We start from the raw sequence: 22,143 nt of genomic DNA, 5'->3' as shown, positions 1-22,143 counted from the left end.
CCCCGGCTACACGGGAGCGAAGGGGCCTGCGCCCCGTGAGCACTACTCCTGTTCCGAACTCAGGCTTCCGAATCGCTCCCCGGCTCGAGCATCTCCCGGGCTTGGAGTGCACGCTGGTGGGCGCCGGCTTTGTCGAAGCGGTCGGCCGCTTCGACCAGACTTTCTTTCGCTGCCTGTTTGTTCCCGGTGCTGGCTTGGGCCCGCGCCATCAAGAGGTAGACCTCGCCCGCCATCTGCGCGGGCAGTTGGTCAGCGCGGCCCCTGATTTCGTCCAGCAGCTCAAGCGCCGCCCCCGCGTCTCCCGCCAGATAGTTCCAATGCGCGCGGTTGAGCCGAAGCAGGAGAATTTCCTCTTCGCTGCCCCCGACGACGTCCGTGGCAAGTTCGGCCCGTTCAATGCACCGCAGGGTGGCCGCATCTGCCACTTCCGCCGCCAGCCTCATCGCCGCCGACGCCTTGTTGAACTTGGCCCAGACATCAAGGTTCCGCGAAGGGGAAAAGGTTTCCGCTGCAAGCTCATGGTAGTGGAGCCCTTCATCGACTTTGTCACAGAGGAAGGCCACATTGCCGATGACCCAGTACGCCTTTCCGGCCAACTGGTCATCCATTTCATCGGAGATCCTCTCCGAGAGGGACAGGCATTCCTCCCAGGCCTCCCCAAGTTTTCCGGATTCGCCAAACGCCGCTATCAGTGCCTGCCGTGCGTGGACGTCGATTTCCATGTCCGCGTCATCATCGACCAAGCCGACGGCCGACGCCGCAGCCGAGGTGGCCATCTCCAGGAGCCCTTCACCCCGCAGGGAGTTCGCCATCAATATGAGTGCCCGGGCCCGGTGTTGGGGTGAAGCCACAGCCGACGGTGCCTCGGAAAGCGACCTCGCCAGCGCAGTGCTCGCAGCGAAATCACCTGCGTCGAGAAGATTCTCTGCTTGAAGGAAAGTCATGTTCCACCATCCGGCGGAATCACCCTCATCAAGGGCAATATCAGCAGCGGAGCGCGCACCATCGGCAGCCTTGGCGAAGTCGTGGCTGGCCCGGTGTCCTCTCGCCTGCAGTTCCGCGGCGGCGTACGACGGCGCAACCTTCTTTTCTCCCATGGCTCCATTATGTCTCTGAGACACTGCGTCAAGGGTGCGGCCGGGTAATTAGCACGATTTTGGGAGATGTGGACAAAGCACTGATGACACGGCGTGTCGTTACTCTTATAATGAGCGTGCTTCACTTCGTTCACTCCAGTCGCATCAGTCACATACCATCAGGAGCTTTCGCATGAAAAGAACTCTCGCTGCCCTCCTCGCGGCAGCAGCAATCTTGCTCGCCGGAATTACCGGCTCGGCAGCGGTGTCCGCCAGCAGCCAGAGCCCCTCACAGGATTCGTCCATAGCCACTGGCTGGTGGCCGAACTTCGCGCAGAACTCGGCAGAAGCCACTGGCTGGTGGCCGAACTTCGCGCAGAACTCGGCAGAGGCCACTGGCTGGTGGCCGAACTTCGCCCAGAACTCGGCAGAGGCCACTGGCTGGTGGCCCAACGCCACCACTAACTCCACCCCCTCCAACTAGCTACACCTGAAAGGCACCGGACCTGAGGTCCGGTGCCTTTCTGTTGCTGCCTTTCCGCCGCCAGGAGGACGCGGGCTCAGGTGCCCCGGAACAGTTCCGCGAATTTTTCGGCTGCCATCGGCCGGCCAAAGTAATACCCCTGGCCACTGGCGCAGCCCAGGCGGGCAAGCTCGGCCGCCTGCTCTGCCGTTTCGATGCCCTCGGCAACGGCTTGCATTCCGCACGCATGAATGAGCTGGAGAACCGCCGCCACAAAGTTCCGTTCCTTCTCGTCCGTGCCCAGGCCTTGGATGAGGGAGCGGTCAATCTTGACCACGTTGACGGGAAGGCTGCGCAGGTAGCTGATAGACGAATATCCGGTGCCGAAATCGTCGATTTCCAAGCGGATACCCAGACGCCTGAGGCCGGTCAGGGAGTATTTGTCGATGTCGCTGCCGTTCACTGCCATTGACTCCGTGAGCTCGATGACCAGCTTGGATGCCTCCACTCCGGTTTCGGCGAGCACTTCCCGCACATGCTCGATCAATTCCAGGCTTTGCAATTCGGTCGTCGAAATATTGACCCGCATGCTGAAGTCTTCGTCCATGCCCGGGCCGTCCTGCCACTCGCGCAATTGCTGCATCGCACGCCGTAGAACCCAATAGCCGAGATCGATGATGATGCCGGTTTCCTCGGCCAGCGGGATGAATGCATCCGGCATCAACAATCCCCTGTCGGGGTGGTTCCACCGCACCAGCGCTTCAGCGCCTTCAATCCGCCCCGAGGCCAACTCGACAACAGGCTGGAAATGGAGGACCAGCTGATCTGTCCGGATGGCTTCACGCAGCTCCGAGATCATGAGTCCCTGGAGCCTGCGCGCGTACAACAAAGCCGGCTCGAAAACCCTGACGCTGCTCCCCTGCTCGGCCTTTGCCGCATACATGGCCGTGTCGGCTTCCATCACGAGGTCGTCCACGGACTGCCCTGGCTCGGCGACACGGAGCCCGATGCTTGTTCCACAGATGATCCGGACTTCGCCGATGTCGATGCTCTCACCCACGGCCCGAAGGATCCGCTTGGCAACGCCACGCGCATGCGCCGCATTGGATTTGGGCAGCATGACGGCAAATTCGTCCCCGCCGAGCCTGGCCACCATGTCCGTATCACGGACCGCGGCGAGCAGGCGCCTCGCAGTGACTTTCAAGACGGTGTCCCCGGCGCCGTGCCCCAAGGTGTCGTTGATCCCCTTGAATGAGTTCAAGTCCAAAACGAGCAACGCAGGTGGGAGCTCTCCCCGCTCGGATTCGACGAGTTCATGGTTCAGCGCCCTTTCGAGCGCCGTGCGGTTGGCCAACTGGGTCAGCGGATCAGTGAGCGCCATCCTTTCGAGTTCGATCTGGGCCTCGCGAAGCATGGCAGTTCGGCTTTCGACCCGTTCCTCGAGCTCCTGGTAGATGGCTTGAAGATCGTCCGCCATGAGGTTGATCCCGGTAATCACAGCAGCCACTTCGTCCCGCGGGCCGGACACCGGGATCCTTGTGCTGAGGTCGCCATCAGCAATCCGGACTACCCCTTCAACAAGGGCAAGGAGTCGCGGGTCCTGGGGCTCACGCTGATTCACGGTGGTGCTCTCTCAACCAGTCACGGGCTTCTGCTTCTGAGGTGAAGAACTGCCCGGGAAGCGAGCCTGGCTTCGCACGCAGGAGAAAATGCGCGATCACGCGGTCCACCGGGCTCTCCCCCAAGAGGGCACATGCTGAAACGACCACGGAATTCGAGTAGGCCAGGCGAGCGTCGTCGGTGACAGACAGCACTCCGGTCACCCTGAGCAGAAGCGGGAGCCTGCGCCCGTCTGCAAACACACGAACGGCCGCCGCGGCCGCCCGGGCTTCCGGCGAGCGGACTACGCTGTTCGGCGGCAGGGTGACCTCGACAATCCCGTCCTCCGCCAAGTCAACGGTGATCTGGTCGGCCGGGGCCATCGCGTCTTCAGACGAAGCATCCAAGGCATCATCGGGAATCCGGGAATCCCGGGCGGGCAGTGTCTGGGAGCTCATCGCTGGGTCGCCTGCCGCCGTCGGGCGATCGGCCCGCGAAGGTCCCGAAGGCCACAACCCGAGGGGTGGGATGCTGCCTTTATGGGGGATGTATCGCCTGCGTGTCCCGGACGACGCAGAACAAGCTGATGAGTCATGGGTCCTATGTTCTGCCGTGTCGGTCATCTAGTCTGCGCCAAACTGCATGGAACCCTCAGTCCGGCGCCATTCCGGTGAGTGCACTCATGATAATGCAAAGACTACCCACCCGCTGACACGAGGCTACCCGCGAAAACTCAGCGTTTTGCAAGCCGCGCCGCCGTTCGGCGTACTTCCCGGACCCTTTGCGCCACCACGAGACCAGAGGCGGAAAACCCGATCGTGGTGGGATATGCCATCAAGCGTTCCAGGGTTCCGGGGTCGGGGACGTCCATCCGGGTCAGGCCTCCTACTACGAGGGCGCCCAGTGTCACCGTTCCGCATGCCACGACGAACCAGCTCATGGCGGTATGGGGCAGCCAGAGCAGCCCGAGGAGCAACAGGGCGAATGCTCCTCCGATGAAGAACATGAGGGCGCCCACAAGATGCAAGGGAGACCCAAGGTCTTCCGGCACAAACCCAACAACCACGGTTCCCAGCCCGGAGATACCCGTCAGGACCCGGACCGCGACGGCGGTGGGCCACGCCTTGCGGTAGGCGGCGCCTTGCAGGATCCGCACGCCGGGACGGGCCGCAATGCATAGCAGCGCCGAACTGAGCAGCAACGCCCCGAACAGCATCCCAAGGCCCTGCACCACAAAGGAGGCGTTCATGAGCAGGTGCAGGGGCGAACAGACGTCGCGGTGCTCATAGATCCCGCATTTGAGCGCGCCAAGATCGCTGATGAACCCGGTCCGGCGATCGTAGGGCTCGGGACCCCGCCATGCTTCGATCACCGCCGATTCGGCCACGAAATACTGAACCACGCTCAGTTGGGCCCAGCCTCCGATGGTCGAGCGGATGGTGCCCAGCTCCGGGAGGTGGTAGCCGGAGGCGGCCGGCGCCGTCATCTGCTCTCTCATGCGGGCCAGCCTAGCGCCAGCCCACCAGCGTGCTGCTCCGCCCGTGTCGCAGGCGTCTCCGTGCCTGCGTCGGTGTTCGAGGGCTGCCCCGGCAGCTTGTATGCTTGTATGCGTGCCCGGCCAGCGGCTCCCAGGAGCTTCCAGCACGCGCACAGGCCCTCGTAGCTCAGTGGATAGAGCACGGCTCTCCTAAAGCCGGTGTCGTTGGTTCGATTCCAATCGAGGGCACTTGAAAGACCAGCTGCGCGAATCGTCTCCGACGCAAGACCTGCGGGCCTACCTGCTGGGCAGCTGGACCGTGGAACGGTCCCTGTGGGACCGGGCGGGCGGCACCCGCGGTACCTTCACCGGCGTCGTGCGCTATTCGGAAACCCCCGACGGCGGGCTCCTCCTTCGCGAGCACGGCACCATGACCTGGCCTACCCACACAGGCCCGGCCTTCCGCGAATACCTCCTGAGGCCTTCTGGTTCCCTCGAAGCCATGGATGTCTACTTCCCGGATGGGAAACCGTTCCACCGCATGAGCTTCCGCGACCACGCCAACGAGGACAGCCACTGGTGCGATCCCGATGACTACAAAGTCAATTACCTCTGGGGCGGGCAGGACGCTTTCAGCTACGCCTGGGACGTCCGCGGACCGGCCAAGGATTTGCTGCTGGAATCCCGGCTAAGGAGAGAGCTATGACCGGAAACAGTTCAACCAAGGACCTGATAGTCGTCAGCGCGGTCTGCGTGTACGACGACGCCGGACGGCTGCTGACGGTGCGCAAGCGTGGCACGGACAAGTTCATGCACCCGGGAGGCAAGCCCGAACCGGGTGAAACCGCGGCGGAGGCTGCATCCCGCGAGCTGGCCGAGGAAGTCGGAATCGACGTCGACCCGGCGGATCTGCAGCTCTTGGGGAGCTGGCTCGCCGTCGCAGCCAACGAGGCCGCGACGGAGATCGAGGCCACCGTCTTCACCGCACCTGGCACGTGGGAAGCCCATCCTTCGGCTGAGATCGCGGAGATCCGCTGGTTGGATCTCTCTGCTGAACTTCCGGACGATTTGGCTCCGCTCCTGACGGACCACGTCCTGCCCCTGCTCGTGAAAAGATGAAGAACCAGTAGAGCTTTCAGGCTACCGGTGGCAAAGTTTGATTTAACTTAATTCACATCTGCATCGTCAGATCCAGCTGGGGGATCGCATGCAATCTCTTGAACAGCGCCGACGCGCCTGGGGAGACGTCGGGGCAGTAACCGACGGAGCACGGACACAGTTCCGTGACACTCCTGCCGAGGTCAAGGCGTACTCGACCGCGGGAATGGCCGGCTGGGCGGCACAACTGGGTTCTCCCGCTCCCGAGGCTCCGCGTTCCCGCAGGATGGCCAGGACCGGTGGGATAGCTGCGATCGCGGCGTTGGTCGTCTATTTGACGTGGCGGATCGCATTTACCATGCCTCTTGGGGGCGGGGATCTCGTCGTCGCGTGGACGCTGGTGACGTTTGAGGCCCTTCCGCTGATAGGCCTGGTCCTGAAGTCCATCACGCTGTGGAACATCGACTGTTATGCGCCGGAGCCGGTTGCCGAACCTCCCAATGGCATGAGGGTCGCAGTGCTGATCCCCACGTACAACGAACCTGTTGAAGTCCTTGCGCCCACCATCGCCGCGGCCTGCGCGCTTCAGCCGAGCCACGAGACATGGGTGCTGGATGACGGGGACCGCCCGTGGGTTGCCGAGATGTGTGCGGCTTTCGGCGCGAGGGTTGTCACCCGCGCGGAGCATGACCATGCCAAGGCGGGCAACATGAACCACGCACTGGAGCTGATGGCCGCGGAGGAAGCGGCCGGGAAGGATGCAATAGGCATCATTGCCGTGCTGGACTGCGACCACGTACCGCTGCCGACGTTCCTGACGGCCACCCTGGGGTGGTTCGCCGACGAGGAAGTCGCCCTCATCCAGGGGCCGCAAGCGTTCTACAACTCCGGAGCCTTCGACGACGACGGAATCTCCGGGGAGCAGGGGTTGTTCTTCAACGTCCTCATGCCGTCGCGCAACGTTCCTGGCGCAGGCCCGTTCTGGTGCGGATCGACCTCCCTGCTCCGGGTCAAAGCGCTTCGCGAAGTAGGTGGTGTTGCCACCGAGACCATCACCGAGGACATGCATACGACCCTCAAACTCATCCGGCTCGGGTGGAAGACCGTCTACCACCACCAGACCCTGGCAGTGGGCCTGGCCCCGGCGACAGCCGATCAATACCTGCTGCAGCGCCGGCGTTGGGGCATGGGCGCGATGCAGATCCTGACGTACGAGCGCCTCTGGGCCGCCAAGACCTGGATGACCTGGCGGAACTTCCACGAATACATCAACGGAACCTTATGGTGGCTGGAGGGCATTGCCACGTTGATTGCCTTCATCATCCCCATGGCGGTCATGGTTTCCGGCGCGCAGACCTCCACCGCCGGGCCCGTGGAGTTCACCCTTGCGTTCGCAGCCATGTTCTGGGTCCGTTTGTGGGGCGCCAAGAGACTCATGCGCCACCAGATCCACTGGCCGACGGCGTTCGCCCTGCGGATTTTCCGGGTTCCCGTCGGCATGGCTTGCCTGTGGTGGCTCGTTTCCCGGAAGTCCTTGGAGTTCCAAGTGACACCGAAAGGCGCTGCGGAACTCCGACTCCGCGGAAGGGCCCCGCGGATCCTCATTGTGCTGATCGTCATCGTGGCCGCGATAATTCTCTATGCGAGCGCCGGGGTCCTCGGCTGGGTGCCTTGGCGGACGAGCCCGGGCTCCACCATTGCCGCCGGCGTCTGGTTGGTACTGGCAGGGGTTGTCCTGGTGCTGGGGACACTCCGGATCCGAGCCTCTGAATTCGCCACCTCGCGCAGGAGCGCCCACCGGGTTCCCATCAAGGTGCCCGTCACGGTTGCCGGGACCCCTGGCCAACTGCTGGACATCTCCATGGGGGGCGCCGCAGTCCGGGTCGGGGCCGATGCGTTGCCGGAATCCGGCCGTGTCCTTTTGGAACTCCCGGGAGCCGCACAGATTCCCCTGGATGTCGTCCGGATCTGGTCAAGTTCGAAGGGAGAGCACACCGCTTCGCTCCGGGTTCGTGACCGGGACTGGGAAGCGTATCGCAGGCTCTCACTCTGGCTGTTCCACACCCCCGATGATGTTCTTCCCGGCTTTCCCCCGGCGTCCCTGCCGTCGCAACCCGGGAGTCGGCATGAGCGGCCGCAGCCTGCCGAAGCCCAACCTGGCCTGGACAGTCATCGCCGCCGGTGCGGCGGTCGCTGTCCTGGCGATCGTCCTGGGAGCAAACCAGGGGACGTCCGCGGCGCAGTCCGCCGGGGATCTCGCCATCCTGGCGGCCGCGCTGCTCGCCACAGTCAGTTGTGCCCGGGCTGCACGGCGCAAAGACGAAAGCTCCCGCGCGTGGTGGGTCATGGCCCTGGCAACGATGGTCTGGACAACCGGCCAATCCATCTGGACCTTCTACGGGCTGACGCTCGACCATGACTATCCCTACCCCTCCATAGCCGACGCCGCATTCGTGGGCTATTCGATCCCGGCCGGGATCGCCCTCTACTTGTTCCCCCGGCCACGCGTTTCCCGGGTCGCTTTCGTGCGCGGACTCCTGGACGCGGCAGTGATCGCAGCCGCCGTGCTGTTCATGAGCTGGGCCACCGTGCTCGGATCCATGTACAAGGCCGAGGGGCAGGACCTCCTCGTCCATCTCACGGGCCTTGCCTATCCGATTGCCGATATCGTGATGGTCTCCATCGTCCTCATGCTCACCATGCGCAGGTCACCCGGGGAGCGCCTCAGATGGGTCTGCCTGGGCGGCGGACTCCTCATCCTGGCGTTCACCGACAGCACCTATGTGAAGCTGACGTCCGACGGCGTCACGGGGCTCACCGGAACTCCGCTGGCCACCGGCTGGATCGTTGCCTTCCTGCTGATCGCCCTCGCCCCACTGGTCCCCTACGCCCCGCGTCCCCGGACGGACGGGCGCCTCTACACCCTGGCGTTGGAACTCCTCCCCTACGTCCCCGTCTTCGGAGCCGTCATGGTGGCGCCCATACGGACCGGGCGGCCCAGCGACCCCTTCCTCCAGACCGTCGGACTCACCGTGTTGGCCCTCGCCGTCACGCGCCAGATCCTCATGATCCTGGAGAACATCAACCTGACACGGGATCTCGAATCCAAGGTTGCCGAGCGCACTGCGGAGCTCGAAGGCCTCGGCGCGATCGTGAACTCCTCCACGGACGCAATTGTGGGCAAGACCCTCGACGGTGTCATCACCAGCTGGAATCCCGGCGCCGAACGGATCTACGGTTACAGCGCCGCGGAGGCAATCGGCAGGGATGTTTCCTTCATCATTCCGGAAGATCTTCAGGACGAGGAAAGAGATCTCATGGCGGCCATCCGGGCCGGCGGAGAAACCCACAGCCACGAAACAACCCGGGTCCGCATCGACGGTTCCATCGTTCCGGTCTCATTGACAATGTCCCCGATCCGCGGCACCGGCGGCATCCGCGGAGTCGCCACGATAGCCCAGGACATCACTGAACGCAGGATCGCCCAGGCCGAGTTGGTGACCGCCCGGGAAGCCGCCGAGGAGGCCAGCCGCTTGAAGTCGGAGTTCCTCGCGACGATGAGCCATGAGATCCGCACACCGATGAACGGTGTGATCGGGCTGACCGGCCTGTTGCTGGACACCCCTTTGGAGGAAACCCAGCGCCAATATGCCGAGGGCGTCAAGGGTGCGGGCGAAGCCTTGCTGACCCTGATCAACGACATTCTGGACTTCTCGAAACTCGAAGCCGGAAAAGTCGATCTGGACCCTGCGCCCTTCAATCCACGCACCCTCGTGGAAGAACTCGCAGTCCTCCTTGCCGAAGCAGCACAGGCCAAAGGCCTGGAGCTGATTGCGTACTGCCGGCCGGAGGTTCCGGCGATGCTGGTGGGCGATGCTGGCCGCATCAGGCAGATCCTGCTCAATTTGGCCTCAAACGCCGTGAAGTTCACTCCCTCGGGGGAAGTCGTCATCAGCGTGAAGGTAGTGGAACAAGAATCCGCGAACGTGCGGGTACGTTTCGAAGTCCGTGACACCGGAATCGGGATCGAGGAGGCAGACCATCTCAGGCTCTTCGAGTCGTTCTCGCAAGCCGACGCCTCAACCACCCGGCGCTACGGCGGAACCGGACTTGGGCTGGCGATCTCGCGGAGGCTTACCGAGGTGATGGGCGGCGAGATCGGGGTGGACAGCTCCTTGGGCAACGGCAGCACCTTCTGGGCCACCCTTCCCTTGGCAGTGAGCGGAGCTGCGGCAGCTCCGCCGTCGATCTCGCCCGACCAACTCACGGGACTCAGGGTCCTCGTGGTGGATGACAACTCGACCAACCGGCTGGTGCTCCAAGCACAATTGGCGGGCTGGCGGATGTATCCGGAGGCTGTCGGCGACGCCCAAAAGGGCTTGGACCGTTGCCGCGAAGAGGCCGCCGCCGGACGTCCCTTCGACATTGCGGTGCTCGACATGTGCATGCCGGACATGAACGGGTTGGAGCTGGCCCACAAATTGAGCACCGACGTCGCACTGGACTCCACGCGTATCATCATGCTGACCTCCACCATGAATGTGGACAAAGCCGAACTCGTGGCCGCCGGGGTCCAGGAGTGGCTGACGAAGCCCGTGCGTAGCTCCGAGTTCTACGACCGCCTCATGCGTCTTGTGGCGGCCCGGCCGCTCCCGGCTCCCGCGGTTTCTCCAGCAATCCCCGTGACCATCAGCCAGCCTTCGCGCGGCCTGATTTTGGTCGTCGAGGACAACGAGGTCAACCAGCTCGTGGCCCGCAGCATGGTCGCGAAGCTCGGGTATGAGGCCGACGTCGTAGCCGACGGCAGCGAAGCCGTTGCCGCTACTGCTGCCACAGAGTATGCCGCGGTCTTGATGGATTGCCATATGCCCGTCATGGACGGATTCGAGGCCACCAAGGCCATCCGGGCACGGGACGATGGCCGCAGGAGGCTCCCCGTCATTGCCATGACCGCAGGCGCCCTGGATGAGGACCGTGAGCGCTGCCTTGCCGCAGGCATGGACGACTATTTGACCAAACCGGTGGACGCGGGCAATTTGGAGCGGGTTCTCTCGCGATGGATACCCGAAACATCGAAGGAAAGTGCCCTCGACCCCGCGAGGCTCGAAACGTTGCGTGACCTCGGCCCGGCAGACGGACTGGGGTTGCTGCCTGCCGCGGCCCAAGCCTTCAGGCAAGACATCCAACCGAGCCTGCAAGCGCTCCGCAAGGCTTTGGACACCGGAAGCGGAGATGCTTTCAGGCAAGTGGCCCACAAATTGAAAGGCGCCGCAGCCAACATCGGAGCAGCCCGCGCAGCCCGGATGTGCGAGGAATTGGAACGCAGCTCATCAAACGGCAAGCCGGTCGATCCCGCGCTCCTGGCCGGCCTTGAAACGGAACTTGCCCTCGTTGACAAAGCGTTGGACCATGCCCTGTCGGTGACCTCGTGAAGGTCCTGGTGGCGGACGACGACTTCGGTTCGCGTCTGGTGGCGAAAGCGGCAGTGGAGCAGTCCGGCCACGAATGCATCGTGGCCGCGGATGGCAGCTCCGCTTGGGAGCTGTACAGGCAACACCGGCCGCAAGTTGTCGTGACCGACCTGATGATGCCGGGGCTCAACGGGCTGGAGCTCTGCCGCGCCATCCGCAGCTCGGAAGAGGATTCCTACACATACCTTGTCCTTGTCACCTCGAAGGATTCACGCGAGGACGTCGTCGCGGGCATGCAGGCCGGTGCCGATGACTACGTGGCCAAGCCCCTTGACCCTTTCGCCTTGCATACCCGGCTGCTGGTGGCGCAGAGGGTGACTTCGCTGCATACGGATCTTGCCCGCTACCGTGCCGCCCTCGCGGAGCAAGCGCGTACCGATCCCCTGACGAAACTCCACAACCGGCTGAAGCTCTCGGAGGACCTGGAACAGCTGCACCAGAGATGCGCCCGATACGGGACGGATTACAGCCTGGCGATCTGCGACGTGGACAACTTCAAGCGATACAACGATCTTTATGGCCACCAGGCCGGTGATCTCGCCTTGCAGTCGGTTGCGGCCACCCTTGCCGGCCAAGGGCGCGAAAGCGACGGAATCTACCGCTTCGGCGGGGAGGAATTCCTCTTCCTGCTGCCCGGCCAGACGGTATCCGGCGCAGAGACAAGGCTGGCACGCGCGCTGGAGGCCGTGCGGGACCTGGGCATTGCACACTCGGGAAACCCCTCGGGCACCCTGACCTTGAGCGCTGGTCTCTCGGCCTTTGTGCCCGACCACCGAGTCAGCAGCGAACGGCTCCTCAAAGAGGCCGATATGGCGTTGTACGCCGCCAAGTCCGCCGGCCGGAACCGCGTGGAAGTCGCGCCGGAAGTCCGTCAACACACCCGGAGCTAAGAGCCCGGCACCGCGTCTACAGTTCCGGAACAGCTTCCTGGGCCACAGCCGTCGCCTCGGCGAACTGCGTGTTGTACAGCTCGGCGTAGCGACCGTCCGCGGCGAGGAGCTCTGCGTGTGTGCCGCGCTCAACGATCGATCCGTCTTCCACCACCAGGATGACGTCGGCGGCCCGGATGGTGGAGAGCCGGTGGGCAATCACGACGGCGGTGCGTCCCTCGAGTGCCTCGCCCAAGGCCGCCTGGACCGCGGCTTCGCTGGTGGAATCCAAGGCAGCCGTGGCTTCGTCCAGGATGACGACCCTCGGTTGGGCGATGAGGAGGCGTGCGATGGTCAGCCGCTGGCGTTCCCCGCCGGAAAGGCGGTAGCCGCGCTCCCCCACCACAGTCTCCAGTCCATCCGGCAAGGAGCGGACCATGGCTTCGAGCCGGGCGCGCCGGAGCACGTCCCACATTTCTTCGTCCGTCGCGCCGGGCCGGGCCAGTCGCAAGTTGGAGGCGATGCTTTCATGGAAGAGGTGGCCGTCCTGCGTGACCATGCCCAGGGTCGCCCGGAGGGAATCGAACGTTGCGTCCCGGATATCCAAGCCGGTACCTCGCCCGTGCCCGCCCAAGCGCACGGCGCCGGAGTCGACGTCGTACAGGCGTGACAGCAACTGGGCCACAGTGGACTTGCCCGCGCCGGAGGACCCGACGAGCGCCACGGTTTGCCCGGGCTCCACGCGGAAGCTGATCCCGTGCAGGACCTCCTCGCCGCCGCGGGTATCAAGCGTCGCTACTTCCTCCAGCGACGCAAGGGAGACCTTGTCCGCGGACGGATAGGCGAAGCGGACGTCGTCGAACTCGACCGCAACGGGTCCCGAGGGCACCGTGACGGCGTCGGGCTTCTCCTGGATGAGCGGCTTGAGATCCAGGATCTCGAACACCCGCTCGAAGCTGACCAACGCGCTCATGACCTCAACATGGGCACTCGACAGCGCGGTGAGCGGCGCATAGAGGCGGGTGAGCAGCAGCGCCAGCACGACGACGTCGCCCGCCGCCAGCTGCCCGCTCAGCGCAAGCCAACCGCCCAGTCCGTAAACGAGGGCGAGGGCCAGGGCGGAAACGAGGGTCAGCGCAGTGATGAACGTGAACTGCAGCATGGCGGTGCGGACACCGATGTCCCGCACACGGCCGGCGCGCAGGGCGAACTCGGCGGACTCTTCGTCCGGGCGGCCGAACAGTTTGACGAGCGTGGCGCCGGGGGCGGAGAACCGCTCCGTCATTTGGGTTCCCATGGCCGCGTTGTGGGACGCGGCTTCGCGACGGAGGTCGGCAAGCTTGGAGCCCATGCGGCGTGCGGGGATGAGGAAGATCGGCAGTAGCACCATCGCGAGGACGGTGACGAGCCAGGACGTGTTGAGCATGACAATGAGGGTCAGTGCCAAGGACACGACGTTGCTGACCACCCCGGAGAGCGTGCCCGCGAACGCCGACTGGGCTCCGATGACGTCGTTGTTGAGCCGGCTGACGAGGGCTCCGGTACGGGTCCGGGTGAAGAAGGCGATGGGCATGCGCTGGACATGGTCGAACACCCGGGTGCGCAGGTCAACGATCACACCTTCGCCGATCACGGAAGACAGCCAACGGGTCAGCAGTCCCACTCCGGCGTCGGCGACGGCCACAGCCGCGATGAGCGCGGCCAGCCCTACCACGACGTCCACGCCTGCATGGGCGATGATCGCGTTCACCACCCTGCCGGCCAGCACCGGGGTGGCCACGGCAAGGAATGCACCGGCAATGGAGGCCAGCACGAAGGCGATCAGCTTGTTGCGGTGCGGTTTCGCGAACGCAAGCACGCGCTTGATGGTTTCCCGGGAGAACGGCTGGGAGCCGCTCTTGGCCCGGGTGATGTTGTAGAGCGAGCGCCAGGCGACGCCATCCATGCTCATGGCTTGTGATTCCCCATTCCGGAAGTGTGGTGCAGTTCGGTCACGGTGCCGTTGTCAAGATGCCAGCGGGAATCGAGCCGGACGTTTTCGAGCAAGCGGCGGTCGTGCGTGACCAGCAGGAGCGCGCCTTCGTAGCCGTCGAGGGCTTCCTCGAGCTGCTCGATCGCCGGCAAGTCGAGGTGGTTGGTGGGCTCGTCCAGGACCAGCAGGTTGACCCCGCGGGCCTGCAACAGCGCGAGCGCCGCGCGGGTGCGTTCGCCCGGGGACAAGGAATCCACGGTCCGGGAGGTGTGGTCCGCTTTGAGGCCGAACTTGGCCAGCAGGGTGCGGACATCCGCGGAGTTCCACTCGACCAGGACGGATTCGACGGCGTCTGCCAGGGCGAGGTGCCCGGCCAGCAGTCCCCGGGCTTGGTCGATCTCACCGATCGCCACGGATGCACCCATGGAGGCGTCTCCGGCGTCGGGCTCTTGAATCCCGAGCAGCAGCCGCAGGAGCGTAGACTTTCCCGCGCCGTTGGGTCCCGTGATGCCAATGCGTTCGCCGGCATTGAGCTGGAGGTTGACGGGCCCCAGCGTGAAGTCGCCCTGGTGTGCCACGACGTCGCGCAAAGTTGCGACGACGGAGCTCGAGCGCGGAGCCTGGCCGATGCTGAACTGCAGCTGCCATTCCTTGCGTGGCTCTTCCACCTCGTCAAGCCGGGCGATGCGGGACTCCATCTGCCGGACTTTCTGGGCCTGCTTTTCCGAGGATTCGACGCTCGCCGCCCTGCGGATTTTGTCGTTGTCCGGGCTCTTCTTCATGGCGTTGCGGACGCCCTGCGAACTCCATTCGCGCTGCGTCCGGGCCCGGGACACGAGATCCGCCTTGGTGTTGGCGAATTCCTCGTAGCGTTCGCGGGCGTGCCGCTTTGCTACCGCCCGCTCTTCGAGGAAGGAATCGTAACCGCCGTCGTAGACCGCCACGCTGTTCTGGGCCAGGTCCAGTTCCAGCACCTTGGTGATGCAGCGTGCCAGGAACTCACGGTCATGCGAGACCAAGACGGCGCCACCGCGAAGGCCTTGCACGAATGATTCAAGCCGGGCGAGCCCGTCAAGGTCCAGGTCATTGGTGGGTTCGTCGAGGAGCACGACGTCGAAGCGGCTCAGCAAGAGCGCCGCCAAGGCAACGCGGGCGGCCTGACCGCCGGACAGGCCCGTCATGAGGGCATCGGGACCCGATTCCAGGCCAAGTTCCGCCAGCACCGCCGGGATCCGGTCTTCGAGGTCCGCGGCACCCGATGCCATCCAGCGGTCAAAAGCCACGGAGTACGCGTCGTCGGCCTCCGCGGTCCCGGCTGCGAGCCCTTCGGCGCCGGCCTCCATCTCGGCTGTGGCCTGGGCGCAGCCAGTACGGCGGGCAATGTAGGCGGCAACGGTTTCGCCGCGGGTGCGTTCGTGTTCCTGGGGCAGCCAGCCGACAAAAGCGTCGCTGGGAGCGAGGCTCACCGAACCTTCTTGGGGGCGGTCAGCTCCCGCAAGGATGCGCAGCAGGGTGGATTTCCCGGCACCGTTGGCACCAACGACGCCCACAACATCTCCGGGCGCGACAGTAAGGGAGAGCTTCGAGAACAAGGTGCGGTGACCGTGGCCGCCGGAGAGCTCTTTGGCGACAAGCGTTGCAGTCATTGGTCTATCCTCTCACTGCTCCGCTCCTGAGCGGAAAGGCCGGCCACGCGAAAGGGCGGCCGTGCGAATACCGTGCCGCGAAAAGACCGGGGCATGGAAGAACCCGCTGGTCCGTACTTGGGGGGTGTGCGGACCAGCGGGTTCGAGAATCAAGCATAATTCAATGTGCCCGCATCGTAAAATCGACCTCTCAGACCTGCCAGTCCTGCCAGTACGGGCGGAAACCGTCCGCCAGAAGCCGTCTTCCAGTCACCGTCCATCAGAAAGTGGTTCATGTCCCTCCCTTCCAAGGCGTTCCAACGCTGGCTGCACGGGATCGCCCCGAACACCAGCACGGCCGATGTCTGCCGTTTTTCGGGAGTGAAACGCACCACGCTGGCCCAGCAATTGGTCCGCGGCAAGGTGGCCGAGAGTTCGCTCGTGAGCATCAGCCGGGCCTTCGACATGAATCCTTTCGATGCCTTGGCACAATTCGAGGCCTACGCGGCGCTTCGCGGGACTCCGGTTCCGCCCACTGACGCGGAACTCGTCAGCCAGGTCTCCACCATGGATCTGCTGCGTGCAGTTGTCGAGCGCGAGGAGCCCAGGGAGGGCGTCGCGCCCTTGGTCCTGGCGGAGACCCCGCACGCGAGTTCAGTCAGGAACTGGGTGGACGCGATCGACGACGGCGAGCTGCGCCACCGGGTGAGCGACGCCACCGGGATCGCACCGCAGAACTTCTCCGCGCACCTGACCGCCAACCGGCTTCCCCCGGAACTGGCCTTGGCAACGTCCCGGGCGGGCGGCGTCGGACCGGCCGGAGGCCTCGTAGCCAGCGGCCTCGTCACTGAGGCCGAAGCAGGATGGCGCCCCGGAGCCCGGCGGGACGCCCTGGACAGGATGACGGAAGGCGAACTAGCCCTGCTCGCCGGAGAACGGCTGCAAGCCCTGGGCAAGGCCCTGCGCCGCCATGAACACGAGCTCGACCACACCAACAGAATCTGGGAGAACCTGGGATGACCACCGTGTTGGCGTGGGCCACGCTCTCCATTTGCCTCATTTTGACGGCCATTCGCATTCCCAGCGCCGTACGGGGCGAGAACCGGATGATGTTCGTCCTGTTCGCACTGATTTCCCTCGACATCCTTCTCAGCATCGAGGAACCCTACTTGCTGATTGACGGGTGGCTCGGCAACTTCAACCTCGGCAACCTGCTGCTCCGGTTCATGCTCTACGGAACGTTCCTGCTCATGGGCATCAAGGTGGCCAGGGCCTTTGGCTCAGCTAGCGGGGAACGTGCCATCCGGGGGCCGGTTGGCCTGGCCGTTTTGGGAGCAACCGGGGTCCTCACGGCCTTCTTTTTCTTCTCGATGGACACCCGGGACTCCACTGTCGGCCTGAATGACCTGGACCCGGGGCCGGCCCTTGATCTCTATGCGGCCCTGGGCAGGTTCTATCCGGGCTACGTTGCCGTATGCCTCATCCCGGGCATCTGGCGGTCCGTTCGAGGTTCCGGTCCCGTTCTGCTCCGGACCGCCTCTGCGACACTGCTCCTGGGCCTTGCTTTGCTGGCGGTTTCGCAGGTCTTTCCGCTCATCCCGCTATCGAATACGTGGCTGCGGCCGCTTATCAATTACTCTGCCGCTCTGGCCACTGCGCTTGGCTTGGGAGGCATTTGGCTGTCAAAAACCGTTGCCAGGCGGACTAGCCGCACGGTAATTTAAAAACATACCGCGTAACCTCTTTCATAAATCCATTATATCGTGCCATAATTATGAATGTGTGAAGGCGACGCAGCCTGACCTTTGAATCAATGAACGGGTTTCCAAGGTTCGTGGCGCGTGCGGAAGCACTTTTGGGGGGATGAGTGGTGGCGGGCTGTTGGGGACCGCCCCCACTCAGCCTTTTAAGCGTCCTTTCGGGCACCGCCCGCAGCACCCCAGTCCGGTCCCGTGACTAAGATGGCTTTCATGAAGAGCCTGCCCACTCGCCGCACAGCACTGTCCGCAACCCTTGCCGCCGTCGCGCTGGCACTGTCCGCTTGCGGCGGCGGCTCATCGCCGTCGTCGACGTCGGGTGGAGACACCTCGCTGTCCGCCATCAAGTCCAAAGGCGAGATCGTTATTGCCACGGAAGGCACCTACCGGCCCTTCAGCTTCCATGAGAACGGGGCAGGTCCACTGACGGGCTTCGACGTCGAAATCGCCCAGGCCGTGGCCGCCAAGCTCGGAGTAAAGGCGACATTCCAGGAAACCCAGTTCGATGGCATCTTCGCGGGCCTCGATTCCAAGCGCTTCGACACGATCGCCAACCAGATCTCCATCAACCCTGAGCGCACAGCCAAGTATGACTTCTCGGCGCCGTACACTATCTCCAATGGCGTCGTCGTGACCAAGTCCGACAACAACTCCATCAACAGCTTCGCCGATCTCAAAGACAAGACCACCGCCCAGTCACTGACCAGCAACTTCTACAAGATGGCAGTTGACGCAGGCGCCAACGTCCAGTCCGTCGAAGGCTGGGCGCAAGCCGCCACCCTGGTCCGCCAAGGCCGCGTCGACGCAACCGTCAACGACAAGCTGACCTACCTCGACTACGCCAAGAGCACCCCGGACTCCGGTTTGAAGATCGCCGCGGAGACCACCGACAAGACCCAAAGCGCCATGGTCTTCCGCAAGGGATCAACCGAACTCAAGGCCGCAGTGGACAAAGCCCTGGCGGACCTTCGAGCCGACGGAACCCTGGCCAAGATCTCCCAGAAGTACTTCGGCGCAGACGTTACCAAGTAGCCGGCGGCCAAACAGATGACCTTCAACTGGGACCTCGTCTGGAGTTCCTTCGGGCCAATCATCGGCGGCGCCGTCACGGGCACCATCCCCCTGACCTTGGCCTCGTTCGCTTTTGGCCTGGCATTGGCGCTCCTCGTCGCGCTCTTGCGCTTGAGCCCCAACAGCTTGCTCTCCGGCATCGCACGCTTCTACGTCTCGGTGATCCGCGGGACCCCCCTGCTGGTGCAGTTGTTCGTGATCTTCTATGGCCTCCCAAGCATCGGCGTGAAGCTGGAGCCGTGGCCCAGCGCCATCATCGCGTTTTCGCTCAATGTGGGTGGCTACGCGGCCGAGGTCATCCGCGCGGCGATCCTGTCCGTGCCCAAGGGCCAATGGGAGGCCGGGCACACTATCGGAATGTCGCGGCCGCAAACGCTCGTGCGGATCATCCTCCCGCAAGCGGCAAGGGTCTCGGTGCCTCCACTGTCCAACACCTTCATTTCCCTCGTGAAGGACACCTCGCTGGCTTCGCTCATCCTCGTCACCGAGCTTTTCCGCAACGCCCAGCAGATCGCCGCGTTCAGCCAGGAATTCATGATCCTGTACCTCGAGTCCGCCTTGGTTTACTGGGTCATTTGCCTCGTCCTCTCCACGGGCCAGTCCGCCCTGGAGCGCAGATTGGACCGTTATGTCGCCCACTGAGCCCAGCAACGCCGCCCAAGGGAACTCCGGGCTGGTGCTGTCCGCCCGGGACCTCGCCAAAGCTTTCGGCAGCAACAAGGTGCTGCGCGGAATCGACATCGATGTCCGCCGCGGGCAGGTGGTCGCCTTGATCGGGCCGTCCGGTTCGGGCAAGACGACGGTCCTGCGCTCGCTCAACGGCCTCGAAGTGCCCGACGCCGGCACGGTCACCTTCGGGGACGCCGACGCCGGTACGGTCCGGGGGTCCGGCGCGGGACTGACCCTCGATTTCGCCGGTACCGTCGGGAAGCGGGAGATCGCCGCCCTCCGGGACCGTAGCGCCATGGTGTTCCAGCACTACAACCTGTTCCCGCACATGACGGTGCTCAAGAACATCATCGAGGGACCGCTCCAGGTCCAGAAGCGTCCCCGGGCGGAAGTCGTGGCAGAGGCCGAGCGGCTCCTGGCCCGGGTAGGCCTCGCAGACAAGCGGGACGCCTACCCCTTCGAGTTGTCAGGCGGTCAGCAACAACGCGTGGGAATCGTGCGCGCATTGGCCCTGAAGCCACAACTTCTGCTCTTCGACGAGCCCACCTCAGCCCTGGACCCGGAGCTCGTGGGTGAAGTGCTCGGTGTCATCAAGGAACTCGCCGACGAGGGGTGGACCATGGTGATCGTGACTCATGAGCTCGCCTTCGCCCGCCAGGTTGCCGATGAAGTCATCTTCATGGACGGCGGCGTGGTGGTGGAACGCGGTCCCGCCGCGGAGGTCTTGCGGGAGCCGCGGGAGGAACGTACCAAGCAATTCGTCAAGCGCCTCCAGCACGACGTCTGACCCTCCCTCCCAACTAGTCCCCACCGCCACCCTCGCCTCGCAAGCTCGGCCAGGGAACCCTGGCGGCGTGGGCCCACGCATTTGTTGTCGTTTTGGGCCTCCTAACGACAACAACTGCGAGCCAGTTGGGTGGGGCCGCCCGCTCATTGGTGCAGATGGTAGACGGTGCTGTTACCGACCCTTGTGGCCGGGAACGTTGCTTCGACCCACTGGGTGATGGCCGACGACGTGCCGTTCCCGCCTGCCCGTCCCAGGCCACCCGGACCCCCAAACGGACTGCCCGGGACGAAATAGGAAATTTGTCCCGTGGCAACCATTTGCTTGAACTGGTCCAGGGTCGGAAACGGATCAGAGCCACTGAATCCGCCAATGGCCATCACCGAAGTATTGGAACCAAGCTCAAGGGCGGCTGCACTGTTCGCCCCGACCGTGGCGGCAGACCACTTCGTCTTCGTCGTCTGCAGAAGGGTATTCACGGCGGAATTTCCGAGGGGCTCGGTGAATCCCCCTGCCGCGGCAGGGGCGTTGGCGGGACCTGAACCACGGAAGCGGCCGAATGCCCCGCCGCGCGAGGCTGCACCGGCCGGGCTGGTGATGCCGGCCAGCCCCATCGCCTGGTTGTTCGTCCCTGGGTCCGGTCCGGCGGATGGCGACCCTCCCGTGTGGCCCGTCGCCGCAGTAGCTACGGTCCACGCACCAGTGCCAAGGCCAGCTGACAGGAGCGCCAGAATCGCCACTGCCACACCGGCCCTCCCAAGTCGGACCGGACCAGCCGCGATCAGGACCGCGCTCAAGACGCCCGCAGCGAGAACCGTCCAACGGAGCCACGGGAGCCACCCCGGGTCGCTGGACAGCAGAACGAAAGACCAGATCGACGTAAGCAGGACCGCCGACGCGAGCACGGCCCGGGACGCAGGCTGGGACCGGTGTTTCCAGAGTTGGACCCCAACGATGCCGATCACCGCGGCTACGGCAGGGGCAAGCTCAACCGTGTAGTACGCATGGATGGTGCCACTCATGAAGGAAAAGACGGCGGCGGTGATGACCAGCCACGTGCCCCACAAGACCAAGGAAGCGCGGATTGCGTCGGTTCTCGCCGCCCGGCGCGTGAACCATAATCCTGCCGCAAGGAGGAGCAACGCGGTGGGCAGTAACCACGCCACTTCCGCGCTGAACTCGCCGCCGAACAGGCGGAGGATGCCGGGAGGGCCACCAAAGGAAAATCCGCCTCCGCCGGGTACGGCGCCTCCGGGCTCCGCGCCGATGCCACCGGGATAACGGGCGAAGTCCGGTGCCGCACCCCCGGGGATCCCGTTGCCCCGTCCCACGATTCGGCTGAGCCCGTTATAGCCGAACACGAGTTCCCACAGGGAATTTCCCTGCGACCCCGCCATGTAGGGCCGCACGGATACCGGCGTGAGCTGGAAAACAAGTGCGTACGCGCCAGTGACCAGCGTGATGCCTCCTGCGGCGCCGAGCAAGTGCAGAAGCCTCTTCTTGAGGGGAACCGGGGCGGCCAATAGGTAGGCAAGTCCGAGCGCCGGGATGGTCATGAACCCTTCGAGCATTTTGCTCAGAAAGGCCAAGCCAATGAATGTGCCGGCCCAGAAAAGCAAGGCAGGGCTGGCCTTCTGGGTGGCGGTCACGGTCATCCAGGCGGCCACCATAAGGCAGAAGACCATCATGGCGTCGGGGTTGTTGAAACGGAACATGAGTGCGGCTACCGGCGTCGCGGCAAGCGCGGCTCCTGCAACAAGGCCTGCGGCCGGTCCCGCCGCCCGCTTAACGGCCAAGTAGAGCATCCCGACGGAAGCGATTCCCATGGCGGCTTCGGGCAGCAGCATCGTGAAGGAACTGAATCCGAAGACGCGTCCCAGCAGGGCGGGTATCCAGAACGCTGCGGGCGGCTTATCGACCGTGATGGCGTTCGATGGGTCCAGGGATGCGAAGAGCAACGCTGTCCAGTTCTTTGTCCCCGACTGGATGGCTGCCGCGTAGAAGGAATTGGCGTAGCCGGAGTTCGTCAGATTCCACAAGTAGACAAGCGCAGCTACCAGGAGGAGTGCCGCAGCCGAGGGCCGGACCCATCGCGCTTGCTTCTCGCCGAATGCCAGGCGCTCCCACCGTTTGGCAAAAACGGCCTCTCGGGAAGTGGCTGCGTTCCGGTCCCGGTCCGTAGGGCTGACAGTGATGGATTTGGAGCTCATTG

General features: G+C 64.3%; 17 protein-coding genes, 1 tRNA gene and 1 pseudogene. 12 read left to right on the top strand and 7 right to left on the bottom strand.

The annotated features are described in order from the left end of the window. Window positions 1–59 precede the first annotated feature (59 nt). Complete coding sequence (locus tag AC1DJW_RS13550; protein WP_284752421.1) at window positions 60–1,097, bottom strand: hypothetical protein; 1,038 nt, start codon at window positions 1,095–1,097, stop codon at window positions 60–62. A gap of 172 nt (window positions 1,098–1,269) precedes the next feature. Here AC1DJW_RS13550 and AC1DJW_RS13545 point away from each other — a divergent pair, with 172 nt between their 5' ends. Beyond that, window positions 1,270–1,560, top strand: a complete 291-nt coding sequence (locus tag AC1DJW_RS13545; RefSeq protein ID WP_476901641.1) for a hypothetical protein — start codon at window positions 1,270–1,272, stop codon at window positions 1,558–1,560. A gap of 76 nt (window positions 1,561–1,636) precedes the next feature. Here the strand turns inward: AC1DJW_RS13545 and AC1DJW_RS13540 are convergent, their stop codons facing one another. From AC1DJW_RS13540 to AC1DJW_RS13530, 3 genes are all read right to left on the bottom strand, one after another. Continuing rightward, window positions 1,637–3,160 carry a putative bifunctional diguanylate cyclase/phosphodiesterase gene (locus tag AC1DJW_RS13540; RefSeq protein WP_390282251.1) on the bottom strand — a complete coding sequence of 508 codons (1,524 nt, stop codon included), beginning with the start codon at window positions 3,158–3,160 and terminating at the stop codon, window positions 1,637–1,639. Continuing rightward, entirely contained in the window at window positions 3,147–3,596 is a 450-nt protein-coding gene (locus AC1DJW_RS13535) for a DUF7793 family protein (RefSeq protein WP_390282250.1), read from the bottom strand. The genes AC1DJW_RS13540 and AC1DJW_RS13535 overlap by 14 nt, the downstream gene beginning before the upstream one ends. 275 nt (window positions 3,597–3,871) lie before the next feature. Beyond that, a complete protein-coding gene (locus AC1DJW_RS13530) occupies window positions 3,872–4,636 on the bottom strand; it encodes a DUF998 domain-containing protein (RefSeq protein ID WP_476901640.1) in 765 nt (254 codons plus the stop codon). A gap of 155 nt (window positions 4,637–4,791) precedes the next feature. Here AC1DJW_RS13530 and AC1DJW_RS13525 point away from each other — a divergent pair. The 6 genes and pseudogenes from AC1DJW_RS13525 to AC1DJW_RS13500 all read left to right on the top strand — a co-directional run bounded on the left by AC1DJW_RS13525 (window position 4,792) and on the right by AC1DJW_RS13500 (window position 12,074). After that, window positions 4,792–4,864 (top strand) — tRNA-Arg (locus AC1DJW_RS13525). A gap of 1 nt (window position 4,865) precedes the next feature. Then, window positions 4,866–5,321, top strand: coding sequence for a DUF6314 family protein (locus AC1DJW_RS13520; RefSeq protein WP_476901639.1), 456 nt, complete (start codon window positions 4,866–4,868; stop codon window positions 5,319–5,321). Continuing rightward, window positions 5,318–5,734 carry an NUDIX hydrolase gene (locus AC1DJW_RS13515; RefSeq protein ID WP_476901638.1) on the top strand — a complete coding sequence of 139 codons (417 nt, stop codon included), beginning with the start codon at window positions 5,318–5,320 and terminating at the stop codon, window positions 5,732–5,734. Before AC1DJW_RS13520 ends, AC1DJW_RS13515 begins: the two co-directional genes overlap by 4 nt. A gap of 88 nt (window positions 5,735–5,822) precedes the next feature. Further along, window positions 5,823–7,691: pseudogene (locus tag AC1DJW_RS13510) on the top strand (glycosyltransferase family 2 protein); the annotation flags it as partial. Window positions 7,692–7,839: 148 nt separating this feature from the next. Beyond that, window positions 7,840–11,145 (top strand): response regulator, encoded by a 3,306-nt coding sequence (locus AC1DJW_RS13505; protein ID WP_476901637.1) that lies wholly within the window; start codon window positions 7,840–7,842, stop codon window positions 11,143–11,145. Beyond that, on the top strand, window positions 11,142–12,074 hold the full coding sequence (locus AC1DJW_RS13500; protein WP_284752413.1) for a GGDEF domain-containing response regulator: 933 nt from the start codon (window positions 11,142–11,144) through the stop codon (window positions 12,072–12,074). The genes AC1DJW_RS13505 and AC1DJW_RS13500 overlap by 4 nt, the downstream gene beginning before the upstream one ends. A gap of 16 nt (window positions 12,075–12,090) precedes the next feature. On the opposite strand, the gene AC1DJW_RS13495 is transcribed toward AC1DJW_RS13500, so the two are convergent. Continuing rightward, window positions 12,091–14,004: an ABC transporter ATP-binding protein gene (locus AC1DJW_RS13495; protein WP_476901636.1), complete on the bottom strand. Its 1,914-nt coding sequence runs from the start codon at window positions 14,002–14,004 to the stop codon at window positions 12,091–12,093. Then, window positions 14,001–15,671 carry an ABC-F family ATP-binding cassette domain-containing protein gene (locus tag AC1DJW_RS13490; RefSeq protein ID WP_476901635.1) on the bottom strand — a complete coding sequence of 557 codons (1,671 nt, stop codon included), beginning with the start codon at window positions 15,669–15,671 and terminating at the stop codon, window positions 14,001–14,003. Before AC1DJW_RS13490 ends, AC1DJW_RS13495 begins: the two co-directional genes overlap by 4 nt. A gap of 273 nt (window positions 15,672–15,944) precedes the next feature. On the opposite strand from AC1DJW_RS13490, the gene AC1DJW_RS13485 reads away from it, so the two are divergent. The 5 genes from AC1DJW_RS13485 (at window position 15,945) to AC1DJW_RS13465 (ending at window position 19,934) form a co-directional block, all read left to right on the top strand. Beyond that, window positions 15,945–16,670 carry a hypothetical protein gene (locus tag AC1DJW_RS13485; RefSeq protein ID WP_284752410.1) on the top strand — a complete coding sequence of 242 codons (726 nt, stop codon included), beginning with the start codon at window positions 15,945–15,947 and terminating at the stop codon, window positions 16,668–16,670. Continuing rightward, window positions 16,667–17,374, top strand: coding sequence for a hypothetical protein (locus AC1DJW_RS13480; RefSeq protein WP_459341569.1), 708 nt, complete (start codon window positions 16,667–16,669; stop codon window positions 17,372–17,374). The genes AC1DJW_RS13485 and AC1DJW_RS13480 overlap by 4 nt, the downstream gene beginning before the upstream one ends. 246 nt (window positions 17,375–17,620) lie before the next feature. Next, entirely contained in the window at window positions 17,621–18,439 is an 819-nt protein-coding gene (locus AC1DJW_RS13475) for an amino acid ABC transporter substrate-binding protein (protein ID WP_476901634.1), read from the top strand. Between the two features lie 15 nt (window positions 18,440–18,454). Next, window positions 18,455–19,120, top strand: coding sequence for an amino acid ABC transporter permease (locus tag AC1DJW_RS13470; RefSeq protein ID WP_284752407.1), 666 nt, complete (start codon window positions 18,455–18,457; stop codon window positions 19,118–19,120). After that, complete coding sequence (locus AC1DJW_RS13465; protein ID WP_476901633.1) at window positions 19,107–19,934, top strand: amino acid ABC transporter ATP-binding protein; 828 nt, start codon at window positions 19,107–19,109, stop codon at window positions 19,932–19,934. The genes AC1DJW_RS13470 and AC1DJW_RS13465 overlap by 14 nt, the downstream gene beginning before the upstream one ends. A 143-nt stretch (window positions 19,935–20,077) precedes the next feature. On the opposite strand, the gene AC1DJW_RS13460 is transcribed toward AC1DJW_RS13465, so the two are convergent. Beyond that, window positions 20,078–22,141 carry a glycosyltransferase family 39 protein gene (locus tag AC1DJW_RS13460; RefSeq protein ID WP_476901632.1) on the bottom strand — a complete coding sequence of 688 codons (2,064 nt, stop codon included), beginning with the start codon at window positions 22,139–22,141 and terminating at the stop codon, window positions 20,078–20,080. Window positions 22,142–22,143: the final 2 nt, after the last annotated feature.

Source organism: Arthrobacter sp. 05L417, assembly GCF_056397865.1.
This window is presented reverse-complemented; position numbering and strand designations above follow the sequence as displayed.

Coding starts and splice junctions, on each gene's coding strand:
- AC1DJW_RS13465 (WP_476901633.1), top strand. CDS start 19,107: ATGTCGCCCACTGAGCCCAGCAACGCCGCCCAAGGGAACTCCGGGCTG.
- AC1DJW_RS13475 (WP_476901634.1), top strand. CDS start 17,621: ATGAAGAGCCTGCCCACTCGCCGCACAGCACTGTCCGCAACCCTTGCC.
- AC1DJW_RS13485 (WP_284752410.1), top strand. CDS start 15,945: ATGTCCCTCCCTTCCAAGGCGTTCCAACGCTGGCTGCACGGGATCGCC.
- AC1DJW_RS13515 (WP_476901638.1), top strand. CDS start 5,318: ATGACCGGAAACAGTTCAACCAAGGACCTGATAGTCGTCAGCGCGGTC.
- AC1DJW_RS13530 (WP_476901640.1), bottom strand. CDS start 4,636: ATGAGAGAGCAGATGACGGCGCCGGCCGCCTCCGGCTACCACCTCCCG.
- AC1DJW_RS13535 (WP_390282250.1), bottom strand. CDS start 3,596: ATGAGCTCCCAGACACTGCCCGCCCGGGATTCCCGGATTCCCGATGAT.
- AC1DJW_RS13550 (WP_284752421.1), bottom strand. CDS start 1,097: ATGGGAGAAAAGAAGGTTGCGCCGTCGTACGCCGCCGCGGAACTGCAG.
- AC1DJW_RS13545 (WP_476901641.1), top strand. CDS start 1,270: ATGAAAAGAACTCTCGCTGCCCTCCTCGCGGCAGCAGCAATCTTGCTC.
- AC1DJW_RS13495 (WP_476901636.1), bottom strand. CDS start 14,004: ATGAGCATGGATGGCGTCGCCTGGCGCTCGCTCTACAACATCACCCGG.
- AC1DJW_RS13460 (WP_476901632.1), bottom strand. CDS start 22,141: ATGAGCTCCAAATCCATCACTGTCAGCCCTACGGACCGGGACCGGAAC.
- AC1DJW_RS13480 (WP_459341569.1), top strand. CDS start 16,667: ATGACCACCGTGTTGGCGTGGGCCACGCTCTCCATTTGCCTCATTTTG.
- AC1DJW_RS13490 (WP_476901635.1), bottom strand. CDS start 15,671: ATGACTGCAACGCTTGTCGCCAAAGAGCTCTCCGGCGGCCACGGTCAC.
- AC1DJW_RS13470 (WP_284752407.1), top strand. CDS start 18,455: ATGACCTTCAACTGGGACCTCGTCTGGAGTTCCTTCGGGCCAATCATC.
- AC1DJW_RS13505 (WP_476901637.1), top strand. CDS start 7,840: ATGAGCGGCCGCAGCCTGCCGAAGCCCAACCTGGCCTGGACAGTCATC.